Genomic DNA, 24,698 nt, shown 5'->3' with positions numbered 1-24,698 from the left:
ATTTTGTATAAATTAGCGTATGTGTGGTTCGAACGAGAGGGGACAGTGCCGTACCCGTACGTAGTCAGAGCGTGTCCCACGAACCCGTATAGAGCGACACCGGCTGCGGTCGCGACCGGTCGGCATCGGGACAGATCAGCGACAAATTCGCTCGGCGACGAGCGCGAACGGGATTCACTCGAGTCCGGGAGCGCTACGCCTATTTGCGCCCGGCCCGAACCCGCGGGCGTGCAACTGGTCGGCTACGAACCGAGCGGCCGCGGATCGATGCTACTGGTGAGCGACGGCGACGCCATCGAGGGGCGGCCGCTCGAGTCCGGGACCGACCTCGCCTACGCGCTCGGCGAGCGCCACTGCGCCGGAACGATCGACGAGGATGGCGATCACATTGCCTGCGACCGACCGTCGGCCCCCTACTGCGAGTTCCACACGAGCACGTGGGTCTGCGCCCGCTGTACGGGTACCTGTCTGAAAGACGAGATGGACTGCTACGAGGAGCACGCCGTCTACATCGCCGCGTTCGCCCCGAACACGTTCAAGGTCGGCGTCACGAAGTCCAGACGGCTCGAGACCCGCCTCCGAGAGCAGGGCGCCGACCGCGCGGCCCACGTTCACACCGTCTCGAACGGCCGGATCGCCCGCGAACTCGAGGCCGAGATCGCCGAGTGGCTGGTCGACCGCGTTCGGACGCCGACGAAGGTGGCCTCGCTGGCCGCAACGGTCGACGACGCCGCGTGGGACGACCTGCTTACCGAGTTTGACGTCATCGACCGGTTCGACTTCGACTACGGGTTTGATCTCGAGGCCCAGCCGGTCCCCGAGACTATCGCCTCGGGGACCGTCGTCGGCGTGAAGGGGCGATTGCTGGTGCTCGAGACCGGCGGGACGACCTACACCGTCGACATGCGCGATCTGGTGGGCTACGACGTGACCGTTGGTGAGACGAACCGGAACCTGCAGTCCTCGCTCGGCTCGTTCGGCTAGTCGGTCTGGTTGGGTTGATTTAGAAGACTCTCGAGCGTACTGTGTGCGGGCTCGTTCTCGAGTCTCCCGCGGAGGAAACTGCTCTCGAGTTCGCTGCTGCTCGTGGCAACGGGGAGTGCCACGCCCTCCCCAGCCGATTCGCTCGTTCCCGTTCGGTCATTTGCTCATCCCTCGCGCAATATCGTCTCCCGGTCCTCGTTTCACTCGGACACGGTCGACAGCGCGCGCCACTGCACGTTGAGTCAGTAGCTCGCTGAAGAAGAACTCGAGGACGCTCTCTTTAGTAGACCAGTTTCACGTCGCCGGTGTCGCCCCAACGCTCGAGTCGATCGTCCTCGACGCCGTATTCGATGCGGTAGGGAGTCTCCGTCTCCCAGCCCTCACCGGCGAGGTGAGCGGCGGCTTCCGCGGCCGCGTCGCCGTACCGGTCGCCCCGGTGGAAGTGCGAGGCGGTGACGTCGACGACGTCCAGATGGGCGTGGATCGCGACCCGATCCTCGTCGACCGCCCAGACGTGGACGTGGTTCCACTCGTCGCCCAGTCGCGGCCGCCGAAACGAGTGATCCGGCGGAATGAGTTCTTCGCGCTCGCCGTCCCACGCCCGTGCGGTCGCGTCGGGGAAGACCCGCGTCCACTCGAGGTTCTCGAGTCCGGTAAAACCGTCTTCGACCGTCGACAGCGCCGCCTCATCGCTCGAGTCCTGCGCGTGGATGTTGATCGGCAACACGGGATTCCACTCGTCGTCGCTGTCGGGTTTGTAGAGACAGCGCGGATAGTCGGCATCGCCGTCACGCTCGAGGTCGACGATCACGTCGGCGGGAGAATCAGACGCGCTCGCGGGGCCGGCCGCGCTCCCGACGACGACCGCGCCTCCGATGCCGGCTATCGCCTCGCGTCTGGTCAGTTCCGGCGTCACGGTCGCTCACCGACAGTGGCGGCGACGACCGCGGTTCCGTCCAGCGGTTTTGAACTCACGACGGTCCGTTGGGTCACACCCGCTACAAGCGTTCGGCCTTGATACTCGTGGTCAGGGACCGATCCCTTCCACCGGTACCTCCGTCTCGCAGTTCGGACAGGCCGCGTGCTCGTCCGACCCGGTGTAGGTCCACGTCTCGCCGCAGTCGTGGCAGGTCAGTTCCGTGCCGTCGCCCGACGCCGTTTCCGTCCCCGTTCCCTCGGGATCGGTCCGCATGTTTCGAACCCGCGAGAGGACGGTCGCGGCGTCGTGGAGCGTCGCGTCCTCGAGCGGAACGGCGTGGTCGCCGTCGTCGGTGACGAACCAGTAGTCGGCCGACTCGGTGTCGTCAGCGGCGACGACCGCGTACCGTCCTTCGCTGACGATCGGATCCCGGTCGGCGGTGGCGTCGTCCAAGGACATAGGGACCGTACCACGCTGCAACGGTTCCCTCTTGTGCACGCACCAGCCGAACGCCGTTATCCGGTCGGATACAGGCGAAGTCGAAAACATGGCAATCCTTTTCCGCGGCGGTCCTGAATCCGAGGGTATGTCCGACGAAAACGAATCCGACGCCAACGGCGACGAGGGCGAGGAGAAGTCCTTCCGGGAGCGAGTCGAGGAAATCCGCGAGAAACGCGCCGAAGAGGGCGAGGGTGAGGGCGAGGCCCCCGAGAGCCCGTTCGGCGGAGGCGGCGGCCCCGGCGGCATGGGCGGCGGCGGCAACCCCTTCGCGCAGATGATGGGCGGAATGATGGGCGGCGGTCCCGGCGGCCCCGGCGGCATGGGCGGCGGTCCCGGCGGTCGCGAGGAAGAGAGCGTCGGCAACGAGGAACTCGTCCGCGAGGTCCGCCAGCTCCGCGACGAGATGCGCGACCAGACCCGCGCACTCAAGCGGATCGCCGACGCGCTCGAGGACAACTGAGCCGACTGGCAACTACGACTGCAACGAAGAGACGTCGTTTCTGCCGTCGATCGGCATCGTCGCCGATCACTCCGTTATGCACTGCCAGCGACGCGTCGACTCGTACCCGAAAACCCGTCGCCGGTCGTCTCACCAGCTTTGAGCGCAGTCCCTCGAGGCACGGACAGTCAGTTTAACGGTCCTTTTCGATCCCACTAGCACGGTCGCCGTGCGCCCGATCGATCCGTGACGATTCGTCGACAAACAGAACGGGTATCGGCGACGGCCGTCCTACAGAATTAGCGTCCCAATTGGTCGCGGACGGCGTCCAGCGAGTCGTCGTCCAGCCGGTCGCGGAGGTCGTCCAGCGACCAGCGGCCGACGAGCATGTTCGCGAGGGTGACACAGACCGTCGCGAGGATCAATCCGAAGAAGACGTCGGTCGCCCAGTGGATCGCCAGATACATCGTCGAGATGATGACGCTGATCGCGATGAGGACGGCGACGGGGAACCACTTCGGGTACTCCTCGCGCGTGTAGTAGGCGAAGATGCCGACCGTCGCGGACAGCGAGGTGTGAAGCGACGGGAAGACGTTGGTGTTGCGGTTGACCTCCCCAGTGAGGTACTGGTACTTCGGATTGTTGTCGTACAGCATCGTCTCGGAGACGAACTCGGGGAGGACGTTCCGTGGCCCGTACGCGATGACCAGCACGTACAGGACGACGCCGAGCGCGTAGTTCAACGAGTAGGCCGTCAGCAGACGGCGGAACATCGTGGTATCCGAGAGCGCGAAGTACGCCACCGGCGGGAAGAGCAGCAGGAACGTGTAGCCGTAGATGTAGCTCGCCGTGAAGTACTCCGTCAGCATCGGGGTCGCGATATCCTGAAAGATCAGGACGAACTCGCCCTCGATCGAGCGGATCGTCTCGGTCATGTAGAACCCGACGTTCGTCTCGTTTTGGCGCATGTACCGGTTGAGAACCAGTACGGCACCCAGGAGGAGGAGAACCGGTGCGGACGTCCGAAGCCGCGGCCGAAACTCTGAGACCGTCCGCGATAGCCGTTTGCGGCCGATAAATACGCCGGTTGCAATCGGGAGCACGAGCCCGATCACGATCGCCACTTGCGTCAGCACCTCGGCTAACATCAGTATCGCCCCTGTAGTCGGTTCTCGTCGTCGGTGTAGTAGCCGGCCGCCTGAAACGCGTTACGCGCCGCGTTGACGTTGAGCGTCCCGTCGGTGCCGGCAAATGGCGTTTCTGGGTCCGCACCGTCCCACGCGAGGTCGTCGGGCGTCCACTCCTCGGTCACCGGAGCCACGAGCGGGTCCGCGTGGCCGCCGAAGACTTCGCTCGCGATCCACTCCTTGTCGATCAGTCGACAGATCGCGCGCCGGAAGTGGAGGTTGCTACACGGCGGCGCCCGCGTGTTGAACCCGAGGTGGTAAAACGTCCACGAGGGCGACTCGAGCCGTTCGACGTCGGGGTTGTCCTCTGGAATGTCGCTGAGCGAGTACGCCGCGAGCATCGACGAGGTGAGGTCGGCGTTGCCGCTGGCGACCCGCGAGATGGAGGACGGGCTGCCGGGATCGACGATAAACCGGAGCTCCTCGACGCGTGGAGCGAGGAGGTGGTCGCCTGCGGCGTCCTCGCGCAGCGTGAAGTGATCGTCGAACCGCTCGAGCGTGAGGTGTTCCCGTTCGGAGTTGTTCTTGAACTGGTAGGGACCGCTCCCGGTCGGATCGATCGAGTCGCTGGTGACCAAACTCCAGGATCCTTGCGGCGCCGAAAACTCCTGAGAGTTACCGAGCCGGTCCTCGAGTTCCGATTGCCAGACGTGTTTCGGGAGGATCGGGGCGGTAAACGCGCGTTCACAGACGTCCGTGCCGGCGGCGGCGGTGATCCGCAGCGTGTACTCGTCCTCGATCTCGATATCGTCGATCGCGCTCGCGTGACCGCGATAGCGGGGCGGCGGCGACGGCGTCGCGTGACCGAGCACGGTATCCTGGAAGAACTGATAGGTGAACTCGACGTCCGCTGCGGTAACCGGTTCGCCGTCGTGGAACCGACAGTCCTCTCGGAGCGAAACCCGCGCCGTCGTCGTGTTTCGGGTCGGCTCGGCGATCTCTTCGGTTTTCTTCTCGTCGGTCTCGGCATCGGTCACCCACTCCCACGACTCCGCGAGCCACGGCAGGACCTCGCCGTCGACGACGGTCCCGAGCGAGTCGTACAGCAGGTCGACGACCGTCCCCCGTTCCCGGACCGTCGCCGAGATCGGGTTGACGTTGACCGACGGTCTGGCGTCGGTCACGAGCGCGTTCAATCGTTCGACGCCGGCGTCCGGCTCGAGGCCGAGATAGCCGCGTCGCGTCGCGAGGTGACCCTGATCCCAACCGTCGAAGCGGGTGGTGTTAGCGACCCGGATCTCGTCGGGACGACAGATCGGATCGAACGGTTTCTCGTCTGCAACTCCGCGCAGTACATTTGCTAAGCGTTGCTTGCGCTGCTCACCGTCGGCCCGGCGTTGATCCTCCAGGAGGGTGTCGAAGGCCATGCTGTCGAACCCGAAGGGGTTCTGCCAGCCGGCCTCGTTTGCGTACGTGGAGTGGAGGGCTTCGTAGAGGAAGTCCGGATCGTAATCGGCGGGATGCTGACCGACGTAGATATCGAAGTCGTGGTCGATCAGGACCGTTTTGAGGAAGTCGGTACGAGAGCGCACCTTGAGGGTCACGTCCACGCCGATCGCCTCGAGATGCGACTCGAGGTGATAGGCGATCCGAATGCTTTCCCGGTCGGCGTCCGCGGGGACCGTCACGATGGAGAGCGACAATTGGTCGGTACCGTCCTGGTCGACGACGCGTTGGACCGTATCGACACAGCCGCTCAGGGAGAGCGAGAGCCCGGCTGCGCCCGCAGCCAGGACGGAGCGTCGATCGACGCCGTCGACAGGATCGGTTGGATTACAGTTCATTCAGTCTATTACACCTCTTTGCTGTTGATATATAACAATATTGCGTACTACAATCGGCTATGCGGCACGCTCAAAAACTTTTCCAATTGGCCGTATTTCCGGCTGAACGATGCGTTGTGTGGCAATTACTGACGCAGAACAGGATATGCGGAACGGATCGAATTTCGGGCGCCCGTCCAGCGATCGCGTTCGTCGGCGGTCGAACTCGACCGTCGGCTGCGAGAACACAACATCAATAGGCGAACCGCCGAAAGGGACGGTATGGACGTCGCCGCCGAACGGATCGAGCGCCTCCACGAACTGGCTCGAGCGGCGGCTGCCGACGACGAGCACGATCGGGCCCGTTACTATGTACGCCTCGCGCGCCGCGTGGCGGAACGAAACCGGCTCACGTTGCCGCGGGAGTTTCGACGCTTCACCTGCGACCGCTGTGACGCGTACCTCCGGCCCGGACGAAACGCTCGCGTACGACTGCAGGACGGCCACGTCGTGATCACCTGCGACTGCGGGGCCCACACGCGGTATCCGTACGACGATCGGTAGCGGTTCGGGTCGCCGACAGGTGGGGCCGATCAGGGCCTCGAGAGTGTCCGTCCCGCGTGGCATTCCGATTCGAGAAGATTCAAACGGCTCGGACGGGTACGGGTGGCTATGGATACCCAAGAGCTCAAACAGCAGGCACACGACCTCGACGTCACCGTCTGGGTCGGCAAGAGCGGTATCGACGCGGTCGTCGACGAACTCGACGACCAACTCGACGACCGCGATCTCGTGAAGGTCAAACTCCTCCGCGCGGCGCGGGCCGGCGGTTCGACCGAGGAGAAGGCGGCCGATCTCGCCGATCGCGTCAACGCCGAGCTGATCGAGACGCGCGGGCACACCGCCGTATTCTATCGATGAGTCTCGCGATCGATCCCGCCCGCGTTTTCGCACAGGCGAACGGGCTGGGTCCGATCGGTCGCAGGCTCGAGGAGACGGGAATCGCCAACGAAGCCATGGCCGCGAGCGCCGCGAGCGTGCTTCGGTTCGTGATCGCTATCGTCGCCATCTGGTTCGTCGGCCGCACGGTCGTCTTGCCGCTGATCCGACGGGGCCTCGATAGACGGGGCCTCGACGAACACGCCAAGAATCCGCTGTTGATGCTGTCGCGGTTCGGCGTGCTCTTTTTCGGGGTCGCCGTCGCCTTCGGCTTCGCCGGCTTCGGAAACTTCCTCGTGTCGATGGCCGGCATCGCGGCGGCCGGGGCGCTCGCGATCGGTCTCGCCATGCAGAACGTGATCTCGAACTTCGTTGCGGGCGTGTTCATCTACACCGACAAGCCGTTCCGGATCGGCGACTGGATCGAGTGGGACAACGGCGACTACGCCGGCGTCGTCGAGGACATCAGCCTCCGCGTGACTCGTGTCCGGACGTTCGACAACGAGTTGCTCACAGTGCCGAACTCGTCGCTCACCGATAACGTACTCAAGAACCCGGTCGACGCCGATAAGCTCCGACTGAAGTTCGTCTTCGGGATCGGCTACGACGACGACATCGAACGGGCGACCGAGATCATCGTCGACGAGGCCGAGCGCCATCCCGACATCATGGACAACCCCGCGCCATCAGTCCGACTGACGGAGCTCGGCGACTCCGACGTCGGCCTCCAGTCGCGGTTCTGGATTGCGAACCCGTCTCGAGCCGACTTCGTCCGAACGCGCGGCGAGTACGTCACCGCGGTCAAACGGCGCTTCGACGAGGAGGGGATCGACATCCCCTACCCGGTCCGCACGCTCGAGGGTGGACTCCAACTCGAGGAAGAGCGACACATCGGTCAGCCGGCCGAATAGACGACGGTCGGAAAACGGCTCGAACGGACGCTACTCCGACGAGAGATCCTGGACGACGGTGCCCTCGGGCGGCTCGAACGTGAACGTCTCGTCGTCGAGCCCCTCGTTGAACGAGACCGTCTCGAACTCGTAGACCATCTCGTGGCGCTCGCCGTTGGATCCTTCGTAGACCAGCCGTTCCTTCAGCGGGTAGTCGTACTCGGCGTCGACCCAGATCTGCTGTTCGACGATGGTCGGCTCCTCGGGTACCTCGTCCGTCTCGAGTGCGTAGACGAATTCGGTATCGCCGACGAGAAGCGAGATGCCGCGTTCGACCTCCTCCGCTTTCGCTTCGACCGCGAGCACGTGGGCCTCGCGGTCGGCGATCTCTTCGGTTCCCTGATACTCGAGATCGTACTGCTGGAGGGACTCGTTGGCCATCTCGGCGCGATCGGATCGCACCGCGTCGCTGTCGAAGGACTCGTTCGGCTCGAACCGCTGTGCCATCTCCGACTGCGGATCGTACCACCACGTCGTCGACGCGTTCGAGACGTACTGTTGTCCCACCCGGCTGGGGACCGACGACTCGAGGACTTCGTCCCGGTAGTCGACGTACGGTCGTTCGGCGACGCGAAGCGTCTCGGTACTCGTGCCGTTGCTGCCGTTTACCGTCACCGTGACTTCGCCGGAGACGTCCTCGAGGTCCTCGCTGTGGACGAACGCCGACTCGAAGACCGCCTCCGGTTCGGGTTCGTTCGTCGGCGGTGCGACGGCGACGCAACCGCTCGTGAGGACTATCACGAACACACCGAGAACGACCGCGGCTCGACGGGATTCCATGTGAGCAGTCACTTCAGACCACAGCCCTAAGCTTTTCCATCCGCGCGGAGACCAGCGGCCAACCGTCGGCGTGCGAGCCGAAGTCGACCGCCCTCAGGGCTCGCGATCGGCTGCGAGGCCGGCGGTCGGCCACGGAAGTGAATCGGTTTCTGACTGTCAGCACCCGATTGCAGTGCGTCCGACACCACCAACGTGTTTTGGCGATGCTACAAAGAGTCAGCCGTCCGAACAACGGCCCGGGCCGAGCCGAGACGCCGACTGGACCCAACACATACTCGAGAACCTATGAGCAGTAACTGTCCGGACTCCGACGCCACCGACAGCACGATGACGCCGAACCAGCACTGGTCGAGCGTTTCGAAACACGTCGTCAACAGCTACGTGGAAGCGAACAACGCCGTCCTCGCCGCGATGGGGTTGACCACGTCGTCGGGCGCCGAGGGCCCGACGGCGGACGGCGAGCCGGAGGCCGTCGAGGCGCCCATCGTCGAAGTCGCGTACAGCGACGAGGCCTGGATCATGGAGCGGTCGACCGACAGCTACGACGACCTCGGCGTCGGCGACTACGTCCGATTCACGAAGCCGATAGAGGAGACCGACGTCTCCGCGTTCGCGCAGGTCTCGGGCGACACGAATCGCCTGCACCTGTCCGACGCGTTCGCCACCGACACCCAGTTCGGCGGCCGGATCGCCCACGGCACGCTCGTCGCCGGAACGATCAGCGCCGCCCTGGCCCGGTTCCCCGGACTGACGATCTACCTCTCGCAGGACCTCGAGTTCCAGGCGCCCGTCGAGATCGGCGAGACCGTCACTGCCGCCTGCGAGATCGTCGAGGAACTGGGCGACACCCGCTACCGCCTGCACACGACCGTCGAGAACGCCGACGGAACGACGGTTATCGACGGCGAGGCAGTCGTCGTTATCGACGAACAGCCCGACGACTGAGCCGTTTTCGCGTTCGACTCGATACCCCATCAGCTGATCTCCGGAGAGCCTTCCGTGAGTCCGTCTCGAGCCATCTTTCGGCCGTCCCGGCTCTCGGATACCGAGGCGAGCCAAAATAGATTGGAGCAATGATGATGCCCCACCGTCCCGTTTTCCTACTCGATGAGCAGGTCAGAATCCGGGACGAGGATCGTCGCAGTGTGTCGCTCCTGTGAATCGGTGTTCGTCTCCAAACAGCAGCCGGACGGCACGATCAGACCGATCGGTGTCTCGGAGGAGTGCACCTGCGGTGACGGCGACTTCCGCCGGATCGCTCCGTCGGAAGACGCCGCGCCGACGGCGGCGCCGCCGTCGGACTGAAACGAACGGCACCGCCGAACGGATTCGGGTATCGACCGCCGCGGCTCGACCGCCGGTCGCCCGACAGCAACCCATTTTCGCGTCCGAAACGACGACGAGCCGATAGCGCGCTGATCGTGGCGCTCGAGTGGCTCCGCGTGCCGACGACTCCGAATGGCTGTCGGTCCCGAGTCGAGGGACTGGTCCGTCCCAGACCGGGCGGCTCAGTCGTCAGCCCGCCGACCGCCGACGTCCTCGGGGTCGCCGTCCTGGCCCTCGAGCTGGCCGGGCGTCGGGGAGACGACGTTGGCCGCCTCCTCGGGGGGAACGTCGAGCGGCGTGATGCGGACGCTCGTCACCTTGTACTGCGGGATGAACGACGTCGGGTCGAGTTCGTGCTGGGTGAGCTTGTTGATCGCCCCCTGCGGGAAGTGCATCGGTATGAAGACGACGCCGGGATCGGAGGTGTCCTCGACGTTGGCCTTCACGACGATCTCGCCCTGCCGGGACTGGACGCGGACGTACTCCTGATCGTCGATGCCCAACTGGTCGGCCATCTCGGGGTGGATCGTCACGAAGCTCTCGGGGACGTGGTTCATGAGCGTCCCGACCCGGCGGGTCATCGTGCCGGTGTGCCAGTGGTACAGGACCCGCCCCGAGGAGAGCGTGATCGGGTACTCCTCGTCGGGCATGTCCGGCGGCTTGGCGTAGTCGGCGGGGACGAAGCGGGCCTTCCCGTCCTCGAAGTTGAACTCGTCCTCGTAGAGGTAGGGGGTCCCGGGGTGGTCCTCGTCGAAGCAGGGCCACTGGATGCCCTTGGTCTCCTCCTCGAGTCGCTCGTAGGTGACGCCGCCGTAGATGGGGACGAGGTCGTTGATCTCCTCCATCACCTCGGCCGGACCGTCGTAGTCCCAGTCGTAGCCGAACCGTCGAGCGAGCTGGATGAGGATCTCCTGGTCGGGTTTCGCCTTCCCCGGCGAGTCGACCGCGGGACGGACCCGCTGGATGCGCCGTTCGGTGTTCGTGAACGTGCCGGACTTCTCGGCGGCGGAGGCGGCCGGGAGGACGACGTCGGCGTACTCGGCCGACTCGGTCAGGAAGATGTCCTGCATGGCGAGGAAGTCGATATTCTCGAGCCCCTCCTCGGCGTTGTCGACGTCCGGTTCCGAGAGGACGGGATTCTCGCCCATGATGAACATGCCGCGGAGCTCGTCGTCGTTAATCGCGTGGAACATCTCCGGGAGCCGAAGCCCGATCTCGTTGGGCGGGCGCTCTCCCCACGCGTCGGCGAACTTGTCCAGCACCTCCTCGTCGGCGAGGTCCTGGTATCCCGGGAGCGTGTGCGGGGCCGGTCCCATGTCGCCGCCCCCGCCCTGGACGTTGTTCTGTCCGCGGAACGCCGAGAGGCCGGCCCCGGGCTTGCCGAGGTTGCCCGTCAGCAGCGCGAGGTTGGCGATCGACATCACGTTCCGCGTGCCGGTGTTGTGCTGGGTCAGCCCCATCGCCCAGCCGAAGATGCAGGTGTCCGCGGTGGCGATCGTCTCCGCGGCCTGCTTCAGTTCCTCGGCGGGGACGGCCGTCAGTTCCTCGACCTTCTCGGGCGTGAACGGCTCGACCTTCTCTTTCAACTTCTCGAAGTGCTTCGTCCGCTCCTCGATGAACTCCTCGTCGTGGAGGTCGTTCTCGATGATGTACCGCATCATCCCGTTCATCCAGGCCACGTCCTCGCCGGGCGTCGTCCGGATGTACTGGTCGGCGTGCTCGGCCAGTCCCATCTCACGGGGGTCGATGACGATGAGGTCGGCGCCGTCCCGGACGTTCTGCTTGATCCGCGTCGCGAGGACGGGGTGGGACTCGGTCGTGTTCGAACCGGTGATGAGATAGCAGTCGGTCTCCGCGATGTCCTCGTTGATCCGGTTGGTCATCGCGCCGTAACCGACCGTCTGCTGCAGCGCGGCCACGGTCGAGGAGTGACAGAGCCGCGCGCAGTTGTCGACGTGGGGCGTCCCCAGCACCTGCCGAGCGAACTTCTGGCAGAGGAAGTTCTCCTCGTTGGTCGTCTTCGACGAGGAGATGACCGAGAGGCTCTCGCTGCCGTGTTCCTCGCGGACCTCCGAGAGCCCCTCGTAGACGCGCTCGAGCGCTTCCTTCCACGTGGCCTCGCGGAAGCCCTCACGGCCGACCGGCCCGTCCGGCGCGTCCTCCTTCCGGATCAGCGGTTTCTCGAGTCGGTCGTCGGCATCGACGTAATCGTAGCCGAATTTCCCCTTCACGCAGGTCGAGAAGTCGTTCGCCGGCGCCGAGTCGGGCTCGGCGGGTCGGACGCCGAGCACCTCGCCGTCCTTGCCGTAGAGCTCGAACCGACAACCGACCGCGCAGTAGTTACAGGTGGTCTCGGCCTTCTCGATCCGCGAGAGGCGCGCGTCGCCGATCGTCGTCGCGACGTTGAACAGCTGACCGGCCGGCATCGCCTCGCTGGCGATCCCCTCGGAGAAGTGTTCGAACTCCTCGAGCGCGCGGTCGCCGACCTCTTTCAGGGTATGGCTCATCTGCCGCTTCGAGTCCCCGGCGCGCGCTCTCGCGATCGACATGAAGCGGGCGACGCCGGACAGGTCCTCCTCGGGCTTCCCTCGCCCGCCCACGTCGTAGGGGAGGTCCCGGTTCGGCGCCTCGGTCTGATCGGCCGTTTCGGCCTTCGGACTCTCGAGGACTTTCCCGATCGAGTTCTCCTGGGTGAAGCCGGGCAGGGGAATCGTCGCAGCGTCGGTCAGTCCCTGCTCGACCAGGGCGCCGGTCGGACAGACGGTCGCGCAGTGGCCACAGGAGACGCAGGTGGACTCGTCGAAGGTGTCCTCGCCGTTTTGGAAGGCGATGCGGGTGTCCTGGCCGTTGCCCTCCATCCGGAGGACGCCCTCGACCTGCACGTCGTTGCAGGCCTCGACGCAGCGGTTACAGAGGATGCACTTGTTGCGGTCGATCTGAATGGCCGGCGAGGTGTCGTCGAGCGGCTCGTACTGATCGCGGTCCTCGAAGACGCCCCAACGGGGCTCCTCGACGCCTTGCTCGATGGAGGTGTCCTGCAGTTCGCAGCGGCCGTTCTGGCCGCAGGTCGTACAGCGGAGGTTGTGGTCCGACAGCTGGAGGTCGAGGTTGACCTCGCGGGCCTCGGCCGCGTCGTCCTCGTCGGTCCGGACCGTCATCCCCTCCTCGACGGGGTGCGAGCAGGACGTCACGAGCCCGTGCTCCTCGGTGTGGACGGTGCAGGTCCGACACTCGCCGCGCGGACCGATCTCGTCGGCCTGTTCGGTGTCGCGGTCGTAGTAACAGAGCGCGGCCAACTCGTCGGCCGGTTCGACGGACTCGATCGCGTCGATGATCGTCGAGCCCGGCGGCACCGAGACGGGCGTCCCGTCGACCGTGAGGTGGGTCATTCCGTCCTTGCCGTCTCCGGAGCGGACGTCCGGATCGTTGGCGGTTCCGGTCTCGAACTGTTCGGTCAGCGGGGTGCTCGGCCGCGGATCGGCGACGTTCGGTACTGAGGGGAGTTTCTCGACGGCGGTCGGCCGCCGCTCGGTCTCCACGTCGTCGACGTGGCTCGCCGGGTCCTCGCTGCTCATCGGTTCCCTCCCGCCTGGCGTCCGGCGGTCTGTGTCATCGCGCCCTCGCACTCACCGCTGGGACAGCGACCCTCGGTGTGAGCGGCCACCTCCCGCTCGAACTCGCGCATCCCCGTGACGGCCGGGCGGATCGCCGTCCGGCCGAACTGGCAGATGCTCGTCTCGCCCATCACGCGGGTCAATTCGCGTATCTTCGCGTCTTGGTACTGGCCGTCGTAGATATCTCGAAGCATGTTCGTGAGTTCCTGGCTTCCCTCGCGGCAAGTGACACAGCGCCCGCAGTTTTCCTCCATCGCGAAGTTCGCTCGCCGCCCGGCCGTCGCGAGCACGCAGTTGTCCTCGTTTAGCAGTTCGACCACGCCCTCAGTGCCGAGCTCCGCGCCCTCGAGAGCGGGCGCCGACGGGGACTGAGAGAGCGACCGCGTGAATCCGCCGAACTGGCCGCCGACGCAGGCCATCTTGAACCGCCCCTCGAGGTCGACGGTCTCGCGGACGTCAGCGAGACTCCCGCCGGTCGGCAGTTCCACGGTCGCCGCCGCGTCGACGTCGCCCGTCACCGTGAACAGTCGGGTGCCGGGATCCGCGTCGTCGGCGTCAAACTCGTCGGGGGCGAGCAACGCGCGGCGGACCTGCGCCATCGTCCGCGGCGTGTGAACGATGGTCGGCCGTCCGTACAGCCCGTGTTCCGCGGGCGAGGGCGGTCGAAGCCGCGCCTCGAGGCGGTCGTTGCCCTCCATGGCCTCGAGTGCCATCGTCGGCTCGCCGGCGATGTAGCGGTCCGGACCGACGACGACCTCGGGCCCGCTCTCTCGGTCGAGGCGCTCGGCGAACCGCTCCTCGGCGTTGCGGGCGGCCTCGTGGACGCGCTCACGGGCCCGGTCGTCGTTCTCGTTGCAGTAGACGACGACGTCGTCGGCGCCGACCAGTTCGGCGACCGCGAGGGCCCCGTCGAGTACCTCGCCCGGCGCGGCCTCGAGCAGCGTCCGATCGGTCGCGTTGCGGTCGTCGCTCTCGTTTCCGTTGACGACAACGACCGGCTCGTCGGCCTCGGAGTCGCCTTCGTCGGCCCCCTCTGCGGCCGCCTCGCGGGCCAGTTCCCACTCCTCGGCGACGGGATCGTCGACGCTCCAGTCGCCGCGACCGCGGCCGAGCAGCCCCACGTCGCGGACCCGCGAGAGCGCCTCGTCAGGATCGTCGCCAGCTAGTTCGGCTGCCGACTCGTCGGGAACCGACGCGGGATCGACCCAGCCACAGCGACCGAGGACGCGGCGCCGACCCACCGAGAGCGGCCCGTCCTCGGGCGTCGGGAGCGACGACGGCGTCGGCTCGTGCTCGACGACCGCGATCGCGTCGTCGGTCGGGAGCTCCCCGCGCTCGAACGTCTCCACCAGCGACTCGAGTCGGCCCGTGATCGATCCGGGGTAGAACGCCGTTCGATCCTCGCGGGTGAACAAAACCAGCGGCTCGAGCGCCCTGATTCCGGTCGGCCCCGTCTCAACGACGGGCGTCTCGGCGGCCGCCGAGCGGATTTCCTCGAGGGCGCGGCGCTTGCGCCGTCGGCTCCGCGAACCGGCGGCGATCCGGATCACCGTCTCTTCGTCGGTTGGATCGCTCCGTTCAGCCATTACGCCCTCGGACGGCACCCCGGCCCGAAAAGGCACGGCCTGAATGGGTATGGAACGGTTCGCCGGCATGTCGGGCGTCTTATGGGTGCCGGCGGGCGGTTCGAGCGAAGAGCCGCCGCGATAGCGTCGCGGTCACGACCGCCTCGTTCCGGCGGCGCCCGTCGGCGATCAGAACGGCGGTTCTAGCTTCGGCGCCGCGGTACGACGGCGCCAGAGAAGGAGTCCCGCGGCCGCGGTCGCGATCGCGAGGAGCGTCAGGAACGCCGGCCGAACGCGTCGATCGCTTTCCGGTCGTGACTGGGTTTCTTCGGACGGTGTGGGATCACCGAACATGCGTCACGGTTGGCCGGCGCGACGGATAGGCTTTCGCACGGCACCGGAACACGGCGCGCGATCACGCCGCGTGGCGTTTCCGTCGCGGGACTGCGCCGACGATCAGTCGGTCGCCTGCTCGGACGGCCGGCGACTCGGACCGCCGCGCGCGTCGCGAACGGATTTGATTCGGACGTAGAGGACGGCCACGGAAGCCAGTCCGACGACCAACGCTCCGGTGACGATGTAGAACGCCATCACGTAGCTACCGGTCCGCTCGACGATCTCCGAGATGAGCATCGGCCCCGCGACGCCGGCGGCGCCCCACGCCGTCAGGGTGTAGCCGTGGATGGCGCTGAGTTCTTTCGTTCCGAACAGGTCGCCCAGGTACGCCGGCAGGCAGGCGAACCCGCCGCCGTAGGCGGTGATGATCAGGAACATCAGGCTCGAGAACAGCCAGAGGTTGCTGAGCTGGGGCATCAGCAGGAAGGCGACGATCTGCAGGCCGAAGAACACGCCGTACGTGGTCGTCCGCCCGATGTAGTCGGAGGTGGTCGCCCAGAAGATCCGACCGCCGCCGTTGAAGATGCCGATGAGGCCGACGACCGACGCCGCCGTCGCCGCTTCGACTCCCGTGATGGCCTGGGTCATCGGCGAGGCGACCGACAGCAGCATGATCCCCGCCGAGATGTTGATGAACATGATCAGCCAGACGAGGTAGAACCGCGGCGTCCGCAGCGCCTCGCTACCGGTGAGCTCCGCGAGGTCCGTGTTGACGGAGACCCCCTTCTCGTTGTCCGCGGTGTCGATCTCGCTCTCGTCGATTCCCGCCGGGACCCAGTCAGTCGGCGGCTTCTTCAGGTAGCTCGCGCCGGCGGCCATCAGCAGGAAGTAGGCGACACCGAGCGCGTAGAAGGCGACCGGAATGCTCGCGGCCTCGATGATGTAGTTCGCGACCGGGCCGGTCACGAGCGCCCCGGCGCCGAAGCCCATGACGGCCATCCCGGTGGCCATCCCGCGGCGGTCGGGGAACCACTGGACGAGCGTCGAGATCGGGGTAATGTAACCGAGCCCGATGCCGATCCCGCTGATCACGCCGAACGTGAGGATGAAGCCGGCGTACGTCTCGAGCTGGACGCTGAGGCCGGCGCCGATGATCCCGAGCCCGAAGGTCCCGGCGGCGATCAGTCCCGAGGTCCGCGGTCCGCGGTTCTCGACGAAGCCCCCGAGGAACGCCGCCGAGAGCGCGAGAAAGACGATCGCGACGGTAAAGGCCAGCGAGACGTCGGATATCGCCCATCCCAACTCGTCGCGAAGCGGGTTCTGATAGACACTGTACGCGTAAATCGATCCGATCGAGAGGTGGATCGCGATCGCCGAGAGCGCGATCAACCAGCGGTTTCTGTTGGCTTCGGTTCGGACCATCACTGCCGAATATTAGATTATCGGGTAAATGCTCGGGGCGTGCGTTTGCACGGTGGGCGTCCGCCAAGTGGGCGTCGTCGCGGTGTTTCGGTCAAAGGAATGTCACGTCTCGATGGTCGGCCCGGCAGTCGTCGCTCGCTCTCGTGAGGGTCCGAATCCGATCGTCTGAAAATAGACTGATCGACAGATCGTAGTACTAGCTGTCCGCCCCTGCGAGAGATTTCACTGCTCCGTCAGACTGTCGAGTGGCGTCGAGTCCGCCTCGATCGACGCGTAGACCCGTTCGGCCCACTCGCGGGCCATGGGCGAGTCCGTGTCGACGAACACCTGCATCAGTCCCGTGTCGTCGTCGTAGCCGCCGAGTCCGACGCGCTCGTCGAAGAGTGCGAGTCCGTAGGGGAGCTTCTCTCGGGTTCGGAGGGTCAACTGTCCGCGATCGACCGCCTCGGTCACGCGGACTGGATACGTTTCACACAGCCTCTCGGCGATGTCCGGTGGGTAAATGAGTTCGGCTTCGGTGCTGTCGAACACTCGCTGGTAGAACTCGCCGATCATCAGCGGCGCCAGATGCGTCGTATTGAACCCCCGGAACGTCTCCGACTCGCCGACGAGTTCGATAAACCGCTCGGCGGGCCGGTCCGGAACGGTCGGTTCAGCGACCGTCACGGTCGAATCGATCATCGGCTCGATGGCGAACTCCGCGTGATGCGGACAGATCGCGTCCAACAGCGGCCCCATCCGGTGGACGGTGCTCACGTTCGCCTCGAACCGGAGTACTTCGTCGGTGACCGCCTCGCCGCGACCCGTCAACCGGAACCGACCGTCCGTCTTCTCGACGAACCCCTGTTCGTCGAGCCACCTCGTCAGGCGGTGGCTCGTCGCCCGCGAAACCTCGAGGCGATCCTCGATCTCGCGGCGATCCAGGGGCTCCGCTCGGAGCGCCTCGAGAACCGGCCCGTGCCGGACGATGTCGCCGAGATGGTCCGGGTCGGCGCGGGTGCCTGCCGCGTTGAGGCGCTTACCGAGGTATTGCTGGTTCCGCGCGTTCTGCATGACCGCCTCTACGATCGGCGATGCCGGTGGATTGAACGTGAGTTGGTCGTCTTCGGGAACGTCCATGTCAGTCACTAGCTCGGGGTAGGGTAGCAACGGTAGTAGCTCTATCTCGTACGTGATGAGACAGTCACTCTCGCGCACTGAAACGGCGTTCAGTCCGTGAAACGGAATCTCCGTGAATGAGGCCAACACGGTCGCCGTCCACTGTCCAGATATGGCACTACCGACTACCGCCGACGAACCGGTCGACGAAGAACAGTTGGATGAACTCGTCGGAATGGCCGTCAACGAGCTCGGGGCGGCCTACTACGCGCCGCTGATCGTTATCGGCGACAGGCTCGGCCTCTACGAGGCGTTGGCCGACGGCGGACCGTTCACGCCCGCCGAGCTGGCCGAACGGACCGACACCGTGGAGCCGTACGTCGCCGAGTGGCTCGCCGCGGGAGCGGCCGGCGGCTACGTCACCTACGATTCCGAGACGGGTCGCTACGGCCTCACACCCGAGCAGGCGGCGCTGCTGGCCGACGAGGACAGCCCCGCGTTCCTCGCCGGCGGGTTCCAGGGGCTGATGGGGTACCAGCGGAGCCTCTCGGAGCTCGAAGCCGACTTCCGAACCGGCGCGGGCGTTGGCTGGCACGAACACGACGCGGACGTGTGTCACGGCACCGAGCGCTTCTACCGGCCCGGCTACGAGACGAGTCTCGTCGACGAGTGGATTCCCGCGTTGGACGGGATAGATGCGAGGCTCGAGGCGGGCGGGCGCGTAGCCGACGTGGGCTGCGGTCACGGTGCATCGACGATTATCATGGCCGAGGCCTACCCCGATTCGGCGTTCGTCGCCGTCGACTACCACGAGCATTCGATCGAGGTGGCCCGCAAGCGAGCCGAAGACGCCGGTGTCGCGGACCGTATCGGCTTCGAGGTGGCGACCGCGACGGAGTTCGACGGGGCCGACTACGACCTCGTGATGATGTTCGACGCGTATCACGATATGGGCGATCCGGTCGGCGTGGCGTCGCACGTCCGGGAGACGCTCGCCGACGACGGGGCGTGGATGCTGGTCGAGCCCTTCGCCAACGATCGAGTCGAGGACAACCTGAACCCGGTCGGCAGGGCGTTCTACTGCGCCTCGACGATGGCCTGCGTCCCGAACTCGCTCGCCCAGGGCGGCGACCCCGTACTGGGAGCCCAGGCCGGCGAAGCGCGTCTCCGTGAGGTAATTACCGAGGGCGGGTTCACGAGCGTCCGCCGGGCGACCGAGACGCCGTTCAACCTCGTGCTCGAGGCCAGACCGTGATGACGACTCCGTCCCGTCGAACGGATCGACCGCTGGGGCGTGGTGTGTCCGAATTCGACCGTCTCAAAATAGCGGTGACGATGGGGCGTCGCGCTGAACGGCCCGTGAGGGTCGCACCGATCATCCCCGCCGCCCGTTCGGCCGTCTCTCACCGACCGTCTACTCCCCCTTCGACTCGACTGTCCGGAACGCGACCGATACCTCGGTGATGGTCGTGAACTGACACACGTCCGCTTCCCAACTCCGTCGCTTTGTCCCTCAGCCGCTGGGCGAGATCCTCGCTCAGGTGGCCGTACACGTCGATGGACTCGAGGTCGATGAACTCGCCGATCGGCGGGAACTTCGGGCCCGCGACCTCCATGTGAAATTCCAGCGATGCCTGCTCGGCGTGCATATGCATTACGGTCATTCGATCCTCGTCGGCGTCGAAGTAGACGTCGTAGGCCAGTATCTGCGGCTCGTTGGCCTCGACGAAGTCCACTAGCTCCGTCATCGCCTGTTCGAGTTCGTCAAGCTTCCCGTCGCGGACGGTAGATCGGTCGATGTACACGATGAAGTCAGCCATCTCGCCCCCCGTATTCGACGCTGTCACCGCGCTGTACCGCTCCCGTCTCGATCGCTACTGGTGTTGCCATCGTACCCCCTCCGGTCGTTGCGCCCAGCGCGACGGATTCTTCCTCCGGCCCCGGGTCATCGGAGCAGACGCTATTCGCTGAGTACGACGCGAACCGTGTTATCTGTTACCGTGCAGGGGCGTAGTTGTGACAATTAGACTGAACGCACCCAGCGATGCCCCCAAAAATCACATCGGGCCAGTGACCGGCCCACCAGTCGGACTCCCTGATCGTACCAGTCGAAGCCACGTGAGTAGCTAGTGGGTCCGTGGCGACCCGGACTGTCGATTCGTCCTGAGCGCAGCGATCGACGTACGGACGATCGCACCACTGACCAGCACTGCAGTGCCGAAGATGAGGACGACACTCCCCGTCTCGAGCGGTTCGACCCCGTATACGTCGCTCGCCAGCTTACACGCGGTGGCGGCGCCCCCAGCGAGCAGCATCCCCGCGAAGTATCCTTTCAGATCCGCTTCGTTTACGAGACGCGTGGCACTCACACCGATGCGGGCACCGAAAGCGCTCCCGACGAGTAACGCGGCGACGACGGGGATCTCGACCGCGTTCGACTGGGCGTAGACGAACGTCCCGAACGCGCCCGAAATCAGAATCTGAAGGACGCTGGTCCCAGCAGCGACCGCAGTGGGAACGCCGAACCCGTAGACCATGACGGGGAGCAGGAGGAACCCCCCACCGACGCCGAGACAGCCAGAGAGAACGCCGATGCCCGACCCGACGACGAAGATAACCCACACCGAAACGGTCGCACCGCCGGACAGCGACACCATCGGTGGGAGCTCGATGGCCAGAACGCCGGTAGCGACGCGGCCCGTTTCCACATCTGAATCGGCAGTGCGAGCGTCTCGGAGGACGAAGAGCCCGACCGCACTGAGAAGTCCGACGTACACCGCGCTGATGACGACGTCAGCGCTTCCGAGACCCGCAAGCAGGAACACGATCCGAGTGCCGATCTCGATACCGAACAGCAGTCCGAGACTCATCACTGCCGCCAGTGCGTAGCTGACCTGGCCGTGATCGCGGTGTCGGAGCGCACCGATGACGCTGGTGCCGAAGACGAACGCGAGTCCGCTCCCGACGGCCACCGGTGCCGGATATCCGACCACCAACAGCGCTGGCGTCACGAGGAACGACCCGCCCATCCCGAAGAACCCGAAGAGAACGCCGATGAGCAGGCCGAATCCGACGAAGAAACCGATCAGCAGGATATCGAGGCCGAGGAGCTCCACGGTCAGGCACTCTCGAGTATTTCGCGGGCGGTCGGACTAGCAACGCGCATCAGTACCCCGTATCCGACGTAGAGCACGAGCGCTTCCGCCAGAATGTACCCGAGCGTGGCAGCGGCCTCGCCGGACTCACCGACTGCGGGAGCGACTAGCAGAACGCTCAGCGCTCCCACCAGTATACTCACCAGTACGATCCAGTCTGTCACTGACCGCCGCCCGAAGGCTGGGAATTCGGCGTCCCGGTCACTCATGGCACCCACCACCGTCGGCTCGAGCGCTTTCGGACGGCGTGACGTTCTGGTTGAGGCTGAACAGGTTCGTCGGATCGTACTCGTCCTTTAGCGCGACCAACCGCTCGTACGTCGGCCCGAACGTGGTCCGCATCATCTCGTCGCCCTCTTCGAGGAACCCCGGGAAGTTCAGGTACACCGACCCGTCCGAGAACTGGCGCATGTCCTCGAGACAGTCGCGCACCCACTCGACGTTCGCGTCGTCGTCCGCCGGACGCTCCCAGTTCGCTTCGACGCCCAGCAGGAAGGGAGCGTGTCGCCCCGCGAACGCGCTGTCCTCGACGCCGACCCGGGCGATCGCGCCGCCCAACTGCCAGACGTCGACCGTCGAGAGCGGTGACGGTGCCACGTCGGACCAGTAGGCGATTCGATCGACGGCGGACTCCGGCAGGCCGTCGAGGTACAGCGACTTCCAGTAGTAGCGCATCCCGTCGGGGTAGTCCTCGTCGAAGAGTTGCTGAAGTTCGACGTACGGCATCGGCCCGCTGAAGTCGGCGATCGGCTCGGTGATCTCTCGCAGGGGTGCCAGTTCGCGTTCGCCGTCCGCGACAGAGCCCGCGTAACAGCCCGCGATTGCTATTTTGGATTCGTGCACCGCGTCCGCTGGGAAGAGTTCCTCATCGGGAAGCACACCTGACAGGGTGAGCAAGCTGACTTCCGGGGGCGCATCCGCGACGTAGTCGCGGTAGGCTTTCAGTACCTCGTCCATCCGGTCACCCGAATAAAACACGAGGCAGATCGCCACGTCCGGGCCGACAGGGTGGAGGTCGAACTCGAAGCCGGTGACCACCCCGAAGTTGCCGCCGCCGCCACGGAGTCCCCAGAAGAGGTCCGGGTTCTCGTCCTCGCTGGCGGTCAGGTACTCGCCGTCCGCCGTGACCAGATTTGCGGATGCGAGGTTGTCACAGGTCAAGCCGTGCTTGCAGCGGAGATGACCGATGCCGCCACCGAGCGTCAGCCCCGCGACTCCCGTCTCCGAGACGACCCCACCGGGCGTCGCCAGCCCGAAGGTCTGGGTTTCGTGGTCCACGTCCGCCCACGTGGCGCCGGCCTGGACCCGTGCCGTCCGCGTATCGGGGTCTACCCACACGCCCCTCATCTCGGAGAGGTCGATGACGAGCCCGTCGTCGCAGACGGCGGTCCCGGCGACGTTGTGCCCGCCGCCACGGACCGCCACCAACAGGTCGTGGTCGCGGGCGAAGGTCACCGCGCTGATGACGTCACCGACGCCACGGCACCGAGCAATCAGGGACGGACGCTTGTCGATCATCCCGTTCCACACCGAACGAGCGTCGTCGTAGTCAGCATCATCGACACGAGTCAGATCGCCGTTGAATTCTGTCTCGAACCGTTCGATCTGTCCAGTGGGGATAGATTGTTGTGCCATACAGAAGTGGACGACAGCGCGGGTGTTGGCCTCACCTATCGAACAGGATTCGGCCTCGAGAGCACCGTTTCAGGCGGTGAGACGAATTCCGGAGCGCGCACGGGATAGAGTTACTACCAGTGACAGCCTTTATCTAGTGAGTGGATCACATGGGTCCTGACCGAGACGAACGACCGGAGGAGGATGGCCGTCCGCCACCGGGTTCGCCGATCCTGGAGGCGATCCTGGAAAACGAACGGAACCGTCGCTATCTGGGCCAGCGTCTGGACGCCGCGGGCGACCGCGTCGATACGGACCTGCTCGGCGACATCGTCAGGCACGGCCCGGTCCTCGAAGTCCTGCTGGAAGAACCGCTCGATCGCCGAGAGATCGAAGCGCGCCTCGACGTTTCGCGGGCGACGAGCCACCGCTACACGCAGTGGCTCGACGAGCAGGACTTCGTCGAGAAGGTCGATGGTCGATTTCAGTTGACCTGGCGCGGCGCGGTCATCGCCGAGGAGGTCCTCCGGTTCGAGGCGAACGTGCGGACCGCACACAGAATGACGCCGCTTCTGGATGCGGTCTGTGATGATCATCGGGACTTCATCCTCGAACCGTTCGTGGACGCGACGATTACCGTCGCCCAACCGGACGATCCCTACAAACCGGTCGAGCGGTTCATCGAACTCGTCAGTGAATCCGACTCGTTCCGGGGATTTAATACGACTCACATGGCGCCGCTGGTCCTCGGCGAGTTTCACCAGCAGGTGTTCGAGGAAACCGATACCGAGATCATCTACCTGCCGCACATCGTCGAGAAATTCTTCGAGACGTACCCCGAACGTGCCCGGGAAGCGATCGATCGCGGGCACTTGACCCTCCGAACGCGCGACGAACTCCCCTACGGACTCGCGCTCTTCGACGAACGCGTCGGAATCGGCGGCTACGAGGAGACCACCGGCTTGATGCAGGTGTTCGTCGATACGGATGCCCCGATCGCGCGTGAGTGGGCCGAGCGCGTCTACGCGTCAGTCAGAGCGGACTCCAATCCGCTCGATGCGAGGGATTTGACTCAGTGATACGCTCTCCGCGTACCCAATCAGCGATTGATTTTCTCGGCTGCCACTACGTCGGATATACGCAACCCCCGGTGGCAGCCACTCGTCCGCTCACTCCTCGAACGAAAGCAAAACGATGCACGTTCGCTCGAGAATCGCCGCCCTGATGGGCGATTATTCCATGCGAAATGTATGGGCGCTGCAGCTCTATTTCGCGTGTCGAACGAATCGACCTTTGAGGCGTGAGACGGTCGAATTCAAGCGTCTGGGTCCTAGTTGAAAATACACCGCACTACACGGGAGTTGCAACGGTCTGTAGGTACTGATTCTCGACGATTGCAGTCCCATCCGTCGCACGGTTATAGCGGTCGAATACGTGCCCGAGGTCAGTTCGGAAGCGCTCTTGCGAATCAGTATCAAGCATCTTGAGCGCCTGGATCGTCGGGCCGAAGTACGTGTTGAACACGTCCACCGCATGGTCGATCGACCGATAGTACTGGAGCGCAGTTCGTCGGTCACTTTCGATCGACCGAGTGCTAGCGCCGAGTAACTCCTCGAGCCCGTCGTCGGTGCCCCAGCGGAGGGGCGATGGGACATCGGGTGGTGGAGGAACGTATTGCGCATGAGCAGCGAACCAGTCGCCGCTCCACCCGTCGGGAATCGGCCCTGCCAGACCGATTTTGCCGCCCGGTTTGCATACCCGAAGCAGTTCACGTGCCGCCCGTTCCTGGTCGGGTGCGAACTGTACGCCGTACACCGAGAGTACCGCGTCGAAGCTGTCGTCGGGGAAGGGCATGTCCTGGGCATCACCGACCTGGAAGTCGATCTCTTGCCCGTTGGCCCGCGCCCGGGTTTTCGCTCGTTCGATCAATCCAGGTACGTAGTCGAGGCCCGTGACGTCACAGTACCGTCGCTCCGCGATCAGCGCCGCTGTGCCGCTCCCACACGCCACGTCCAGGACTCGTTGTCCGGGATGTGGATCGACGGCTTCACAGAGTGCCTCGGCCATGACGACGTTTTGGCGGGCAATTTCGTTGAAATCGCCGCT

The 24,698-nt window shown here is 65.3% G+C and carries 24 protein-coding genes; 9 read left to right on the top strand and 15 right to left on the bottom strand.

Annotated elements, in window-relative coordinates:
- Nucleotides 1-228 precede the first annotated feature (228 nt).
- Nucleotides 229-984 carry a DUF2797 domain-containing protein gene (locus HTUR_RS05195; RefSeq protein ID WP_049941617.1) on the top strand — a complete coding sequence of 252 codons (756 nt, stop codon included), beginning with the start codon at nucleotides 229-231 and terminating at the stop codon, nucleotides 982-984.
- Between the two features lie 280 nt (nucleotides 985-1,264).
- On the opposite strand, the gene HTUR_RS05190 is transcribed toward HTUR_RS05195, so the two are convergent.
- Together HTUR_RS05190 and HTUR_RS05185 are read right to left on the bottom strand one after the other, a co-directional pair.
- Nucleotides 1,265-1,900, bottom strand: a complete 636-nt coding sequence (locus HTUR_RS05190) for a hypothetical protein (protein ID WP_012942252.1) — start codon at nucleotides 1,898-1,900, stop codon at nucleotides 1,265-1,267.
- Nucleotides 1,901-2,011: 111 nt separating this feature from the next.
- A complete protein-coding gene (locus tag HTUR_RS05185) occupies nucleotides 2,012-2,362 on the bottom strand; it encodes a hypothetical protein (RefSeq protein WP_012942251.1) in 351 nt (116 codons plus the stop codon).
- 88 nt (nucleotides 2,363-2,450) lie between these two features.
- Between HTUR_RS05185 and HTUR_RS05180 the strand changes: the two genes are divergently transcribed.
- Nucleotides 2,451-2,864, top strand: a complete 414-nt coding sequence (locus HTUR_RS05180) for a hypothetical protein (protein ID WP_012942250.1) — start codon at nucleotides 2,451-2,453, stop codon at nucleotides 2,862-2,864.
- Between the two features lie 278 nt (nucleotides 2,865-3,142).
- Here the strand turns inward: HTUR_RS05180 and HTUR_RS05175 are convergent, their stop codons facing one another.
- Together HTUR_RS05175 and HTUR_RS05170 are read right to left on the bottom strand one after the other, a co-directional pair.
- Nucleotides 3,143-3,991, bottom strand: coding sequence for a phosphatase PAP2 family protein (locus tag HTUR_RS05175; protein WP_012942249.1), 849 nt, complete (start codon nucleotides 3,989-3,991; stop codon nucleotides 3,143-3,145).
- Nucleotides 3,991-5,814, bottom strand: a complete 1,824-nt coding sequence (locus HTUR_RS05170) for an ABC transporter substrate-binding protein (protein ID WP_012942248.1) — start codon at nucleotides 5,812-5,814, stop codon at nucleotides 3,991-3,993. Before HTUR_RS05170 ends, HTUR_RS05175 begins: the two co-directional genes overlap by 1 nt.
- A gap of 261 nt (nucleotides 5,815-6,075) precedes the next feature.
- Between HTUR_RS05170 and HTUR_RS05165 the strand changes: the two genes are divergently transcribed.
- The 3 genes from HTUR_RS05165 to HTUR_RS05155 all read left to right on the top strand — a co-directional run bounded on the left by HTUR_RS05165 (nucleotide 6,076) and on the right by HTUR_RS05155 (nucleotide 7,643).
- Entirely contained in the window at nucleotides 6,076-6,357 is a 282-nt protein-coding gene (locus HTUR_RS05165) for a ribonuclease P protein component 4 (protein WP_012942247.1), read from the top strand.
- Nucleotides 6,358-6,465: 108 nt separating this feature from the next.
- Complete coding sequence (locus tag HTUR_RS05160; RefSeq protein WP_012942246.1) at nucleotides 6,466-6,714, top strand: YhbY family RNA-binding protein; 249 nt, start codon at nucleotides 6,466-6,468, stop codon at nucleotides 6,712-6,714.
- Nucleotides 6,711-7,643 (top strand): mechanosensitive ion channel family protein, encoded by a 933-nt coding sequence (locus tag HTUR_RS05155; RefSeq protein WP_012942245.1) that lies wholly within the window; start codon nucleotides 6,711-6,713, stop codon nucleotides 7,641-7,643. The genes HTUR_RS05160 and HTUR_RS05155 overlap by 4 nt, the downstream gene beginning before the upstream one ends.
- A 30-nt stretch (nucleotides 7,644-7,673) precedes the next feature.
- Here HTUR_RS05155 and HTUR_RS05150 read toward each other — a convergent pair whose 3' ends face one another.
- The gene (locus HTUR_RS05150) at nucleotides 7,674-8,462 is read right to left on the bottom strand and encodes a LolA family protein (RefSeq protein ID WP_012942244.1); all 789 of its coding nucleotides are present in this window, start codon (nucleotides 8,460-8,462) and stop codon (nucleotides 7,674-7,676) included.
- A 285-nt stretch (nucleotides 8,463-8,747) separates the two neighbouring features.
- Here HTUR_RS05150 and HTUR_RS05145 point away from each other — a divergent pair, with 285 nt between their 5' ends.
- Together HTUR_RS05145 and HTUR_RS05140 are read left to right on the top strand one after the other, a co-directional pair.
- Nucleotides 8,748-9,407 carry a MaoC family dehydratase gene (locus HTUR_RS05145; RefSeq protein ID WP_012942243.1) on the top strand — a complete coding sequence of 220 codons (660 nt, stop codon included), beginning with the start codon at nucleotides 8,748-8,750 and terminating at the stop codon, nucleotides 9,405-9,407.
- A 162-nt stretch (nucleotides 9,408-9,569) separates the two neighbouring features.
- Nucleotides 9,570-9,767 carry a hypothetical protein gene (locus tag HTUR_RS05140; RefSeq protein ID WP_012942242.1) on the top strand — a complete coding sequence of 66 codons (198 nt, stop codon included), beginning with the start codon at nucleotides 9,570-9,572 and terminating at the stop codon, nucleotides 9,765-9,767.
- Between the two features lie 203 nt (nucleotides 9,768-9,970).
- Here the strand turns inward: HTUR_RS05140 and fdhF are convergent, their stop codons facing one another.
- The 5 genes from fdhF to HTUR_RS05120 all read right to left on the bottom strand — a co-directional run bounded on the left by fdhF (nucleotide 9,971) and on the right by HTUR_RS05120 (nucleotide 17,844).
- Nucleotides 9,971-13,363, bottom strand: a complete 3,393-nt coding sequence (gene fdhF / locus HTUR_RS05135) for a formate dehydrogenase subunit alpha (protein ID WP_012942241.1) — start codon at nucleotides 13,361-13,363, stop codon at nucleotides 9,971-9,973.
- Nucleotides 13,360-14,988: an NADH-ubiquinone oxidoreductase-F iron-sulfur binding region domain-containing protein gene (locus tag HTUR_RS05130; protein WP_049941615.1), complete on the bottom strand. Its 1,629-nt coding sequence runs from the start codon at nucleotides 14,986-14,988 to the stop codon at nucleotides 13,360-13,362. The genes fdhF and HTUR_RS05130 overlap by 4 nt, the downstream gene beginning before the upstream one ends.
- A 168-nt stretch (nucleotides 14,989-15,156) precedes the next feature.
- Nucleotides 15,157-15,321 (bottom strand): hypothetical protein, encoded by a 165-nt coding sequence (locus HTUR_RS27245; protein ID WP_187291470.1) that lies wholly within the window; start codon nucleotides 15,319-15,321, stop codon nucleotides 15,157-15,159.
- Nucleotides 15,322-15,423: 102 nt separating this feature from the next.
- On the bottom strand, nucleotides 15,424-16,725 hold the full coding sequence (locus HTUR_RS05125) for an L-lactate MFS transporter (protein WP_012942239.1): 1,302 nt from the start codon (nucleotides 16,723-16,725) through the stop codon (nucleotides 15,424-15,426).
- 222 nt (nucleotides 16,726-16,947) lie between these two features.
- Nucleotides 16,948-17,844 carry a helix-turn-helix transcriptional regulator gene (locus HTUR_RS05120; protein WP_049941614.1) on the bottom strand — a complete coding sequence of 299 codons (897 nt, stop codon included), beginning with the start codon at nucleotides 17,842-17,844 and terminating at the stop codon, nucleotides 16,948-16,950.
- 151 nt (nucleotides 17,845-17,995) lie between these two features.
- Here HTUR_RS05120 and HTUR_RS05115 point away from each other — a divergent pair, with 151 nt between their 5' ends.
- Nucleotides 17,996-19,078, top strand: a complete 1,083-nt coding sequence (locus HTUR_RS05115) for a class I SAM-dependent methyltransferase (protein ID WP_012942237.1) — start codon at nucleotides 17,996-17,998, stop codon at nucleotides 19,076-19,078.
- Between the two features lie 148 nt (nucleotides 19,079-19,226).
- Here the strand turns inward: HTUR_RS05115 and HTUR_RS05110 are convergent, their stop codons facing one another.
- The 4 genes from HTUR_RS05110 to HTUR_RS05095 all read right to left on the bottom strand — a co-directional run bounded on the left by HTUR_RS05110 (nucleotide 19,227) and on the right by HTUR_RS05095 (nucleotide 22,613).
- Nucleotides 19,227-19,643: a putative quinol monooxygenase gene (locus HTUR_RS05110; RefSeq protein ID WP_012942236.1), complete on the bottom strand. Its 417-nt coding sequence runs from the start codon at nucleotides 19,641-19,643 to the stop codon at nucleotides 19,227-19,229.
- A gap of 306 nt (nucleotides 19,644-19,949) precedes the next feature.
- Entirely contained in the window at nucleotides 19,950-20,939 is a 990-nt protein-coding gene (locus tag HTUR_RS05105; protein WP_012942235.1) for a sulfite exporter TauE/SafE family protein, read from the bottom strand.
- Between the two features lie 2 nt (nucleotides 20,940-20,941).
- Nucleotides 20,942-21,187, bottom strand: coding sequence for a DUF7512 family protein (locus HTUR_RS05100; protein ID WP_012942234.1), 246 nt, complete (start codon nucleotides 21,185-21,187; stop codon nucleotides 20,942-20,944).
- Nucleotides 21,180-22,613, bottom strand: coding sequence for an FAD-binding oxidoreductase (locus HTUR_RS05095; RefSeq protein WP_012942233.1), 1,434 nt, complete (start codon nucleotides 22,611-22,613; stop codon nucleotides 21,180-21,182). Before HTUR_RS05095 ends, HTUR_RS05100 begins: the two co-directional genes overlap by 8 nt.
- Nucleotides 22,614-22,762: 149 nt before the next feature.
- On the opposite strand from HTUR_RS05095, the gene HTUR_RS05090 reads away from it, so the two are divergent.
- The gene (locus HTUR_RS05090; protein ID WP_012942232.1) at nucleotides 22,763-23,671 is read left to right on the top strand and encodes a helix-turn-helix transcriptional regulator; all 909 of its coding nucleotides are present in this window, start codon (nucleotides 22,763-22,765) and stop codon (nucleotides 23,669-23,671) included.
- Between the two features lie 271 nt (nucleotides 23,672-23,942).
- Here HTUR_RS05090 and HTUR_RS05085 read toward each other — a convergent pair whose 3' ends face one another.
- Nucleotides 23,943-24,659, bottom strand: coding sequence for a class I SAM-dependent methyltransferase (locus tag HTUR_RS05085; protein ID WP_226377479.1), 717 nt, complete (start codon nucleotides 24,657-24,659; stop codon nucleotides 23,943-23,945).
- Nucleotides 24,660-24,698: the final 39 nt, after the last annotated feature.

The organism is Haloterrigena turkmenica DSM 5511, from assembly GCF_000025325.1.
Taxonomy (GTDB): domain Archaea; phylum Halobacteriota; class Halobacteria; order Halobacteriales; family Natrialbaceae; genus Haloterrigena; species Haloterrigena turkmenica.
Note: the sequence above shows the minus strand (reverse complement) of the source record. Positions and strands in the feature narration are given on the sequence as shown.

Coding starts and splice junctions, on each gene's coding strand:
- HTUR_RS05185 (WP_012942251.1), bottom strand. CDS start 2,362: ATGTCCTTGGACGACGCCACCGCCGACCGGGATCCGATCGTCAGCGAA.
- HTUR_RS05180 (WP_012942250.1), top strand. CDS start 2,451: ATGGCAATCCTTTTCCGCGGCGGTCCTGAATCCGAGGGTATGTCCGAC.
- HTUR_RS05175 (WP_012942249.1), bottom strand. CDS start 3,991: ATGTTAGCCGAGGTGCTGACGCAAGTGGCGATCGTGATCGGGCTCGTG.
- HTUR_RS05170 (WP_012942248.1), bottom strand. CDS start 5,814: ATGAACTGTAATCCAACCGATCCTGTCGACGGCGTCGATCGACGCTCC.
- HTUR_RS05165 (WP_012942247.1), top strand. CDS start 6,076: ATGGACGTCGCCGCCGAACGGATCGAGCGCCTCCACGAACTGGCTCGA.
- HTUR_RS05160 (WP_012942246.1), top strand. CDS start 6,466: ATGGATACCCAAGAGCTCAAACAGCAGGCACACGACCTCGACGTCACC.
- HTUR_RS05155 (WP_012942245.1), top strand. CDS start 6,711: ATGAGTCTCGCGATCGATCCCGCCCGCGTTTTCGCACAGGCGAACGGG.
- HTUR_RS05150 (WP_012942244.1), bottom strand. CDS start 8,462: ATGGAATCCCGTCGAGCCGCGGTCGTTCTCGGTGTGTTCGTGATAGTC.
- HTUR_RS05145 (WP_012942243.1), top strand. CDS start 8,748: ATGAGCAGTAACTGTCCGGACTCCGACGCCACCGACAGCACGATGACG.
- HTUR_RS05140 (WP_012942242.1), top strand. CDS start 9,570: ATGAGCAGGTCAGAATCCGGGACGAGGATCGTCGCAGTGTGTCGCTCC.
- fdhF (WP_012942241.1), bottom strand. CDS start 13,363: ATGAGCAGCGAGGACCCGGCGAGCCACGTCGACGACGTGGAGACCGAG.
- HTUR_RS05130 (WP_049941615.1), bottom strand. CDS start 14,988: ATGGCTGAACGGAGCGATCCAACCGACGAAGAGACGGTGATCCGGATC.
- HTUR_RS27245 (WP_187291470.1), bottom strand. CDS start 15,321: ATGTTCGGTGATCCCACACCGTCCGAAGAAACCCAGTCACGACCGGAA.
- HTUR_RS05125 (WP_012942239.1), bottom strand. CDS start 16,725: ATGGTCCGAACCGAAGCCAACAGAAACCGCTGGTTGATCGCGCTCTCG.
- HTUR_RS05120 (WP_049941614.1), bottom strand. CDS start 17,844: ATGGACGTTCCCGAAGACGACCAACTCACGTTCAATCCACCGGCATCG.
- HTUR_RS05115 (WP_012942237.1), top strand. CDS start 17,996: ATGGCACTACCGACTACCGCCGACGAACCGGTCGACGAAGAACAGTTG.
- HTUR_RS05110 (WP_012942236.1), bottom strand. CDS start 19,643: ATGGCTGACTTCATCGTGTACATCGACCGATCTACCGTCCGCGACGGG.
- HTUR_RS05100 (WP_012942234.1), bottom strand. CDS start 21,187: ATGAGTGACCGGGACGCCGAATTCCCAGCCTTCGGGCGGCGGTCAGTG.
- HTUR_RS05095 (WP_012942233.1), bottom strand. CDS start 22,613: ATGGCACAACAATCTATCCCCACTGGACAGATCGAACGGTTCGAGACA.
- HTUR_RS05090 (WP_012942232.1), top strand. CDS start 22,763: ATGGGTCCTGACCGAGACGAACGACCGGAGGAGGATGGCCGTCCGCCA.
- HTUR_RS05085 (WP_226377479.1), bottom strand. CDS start 24,659: ATGGCCGAGGCACTCTGTGAAGCCGTCGATCCACATCCCGGACAACGA.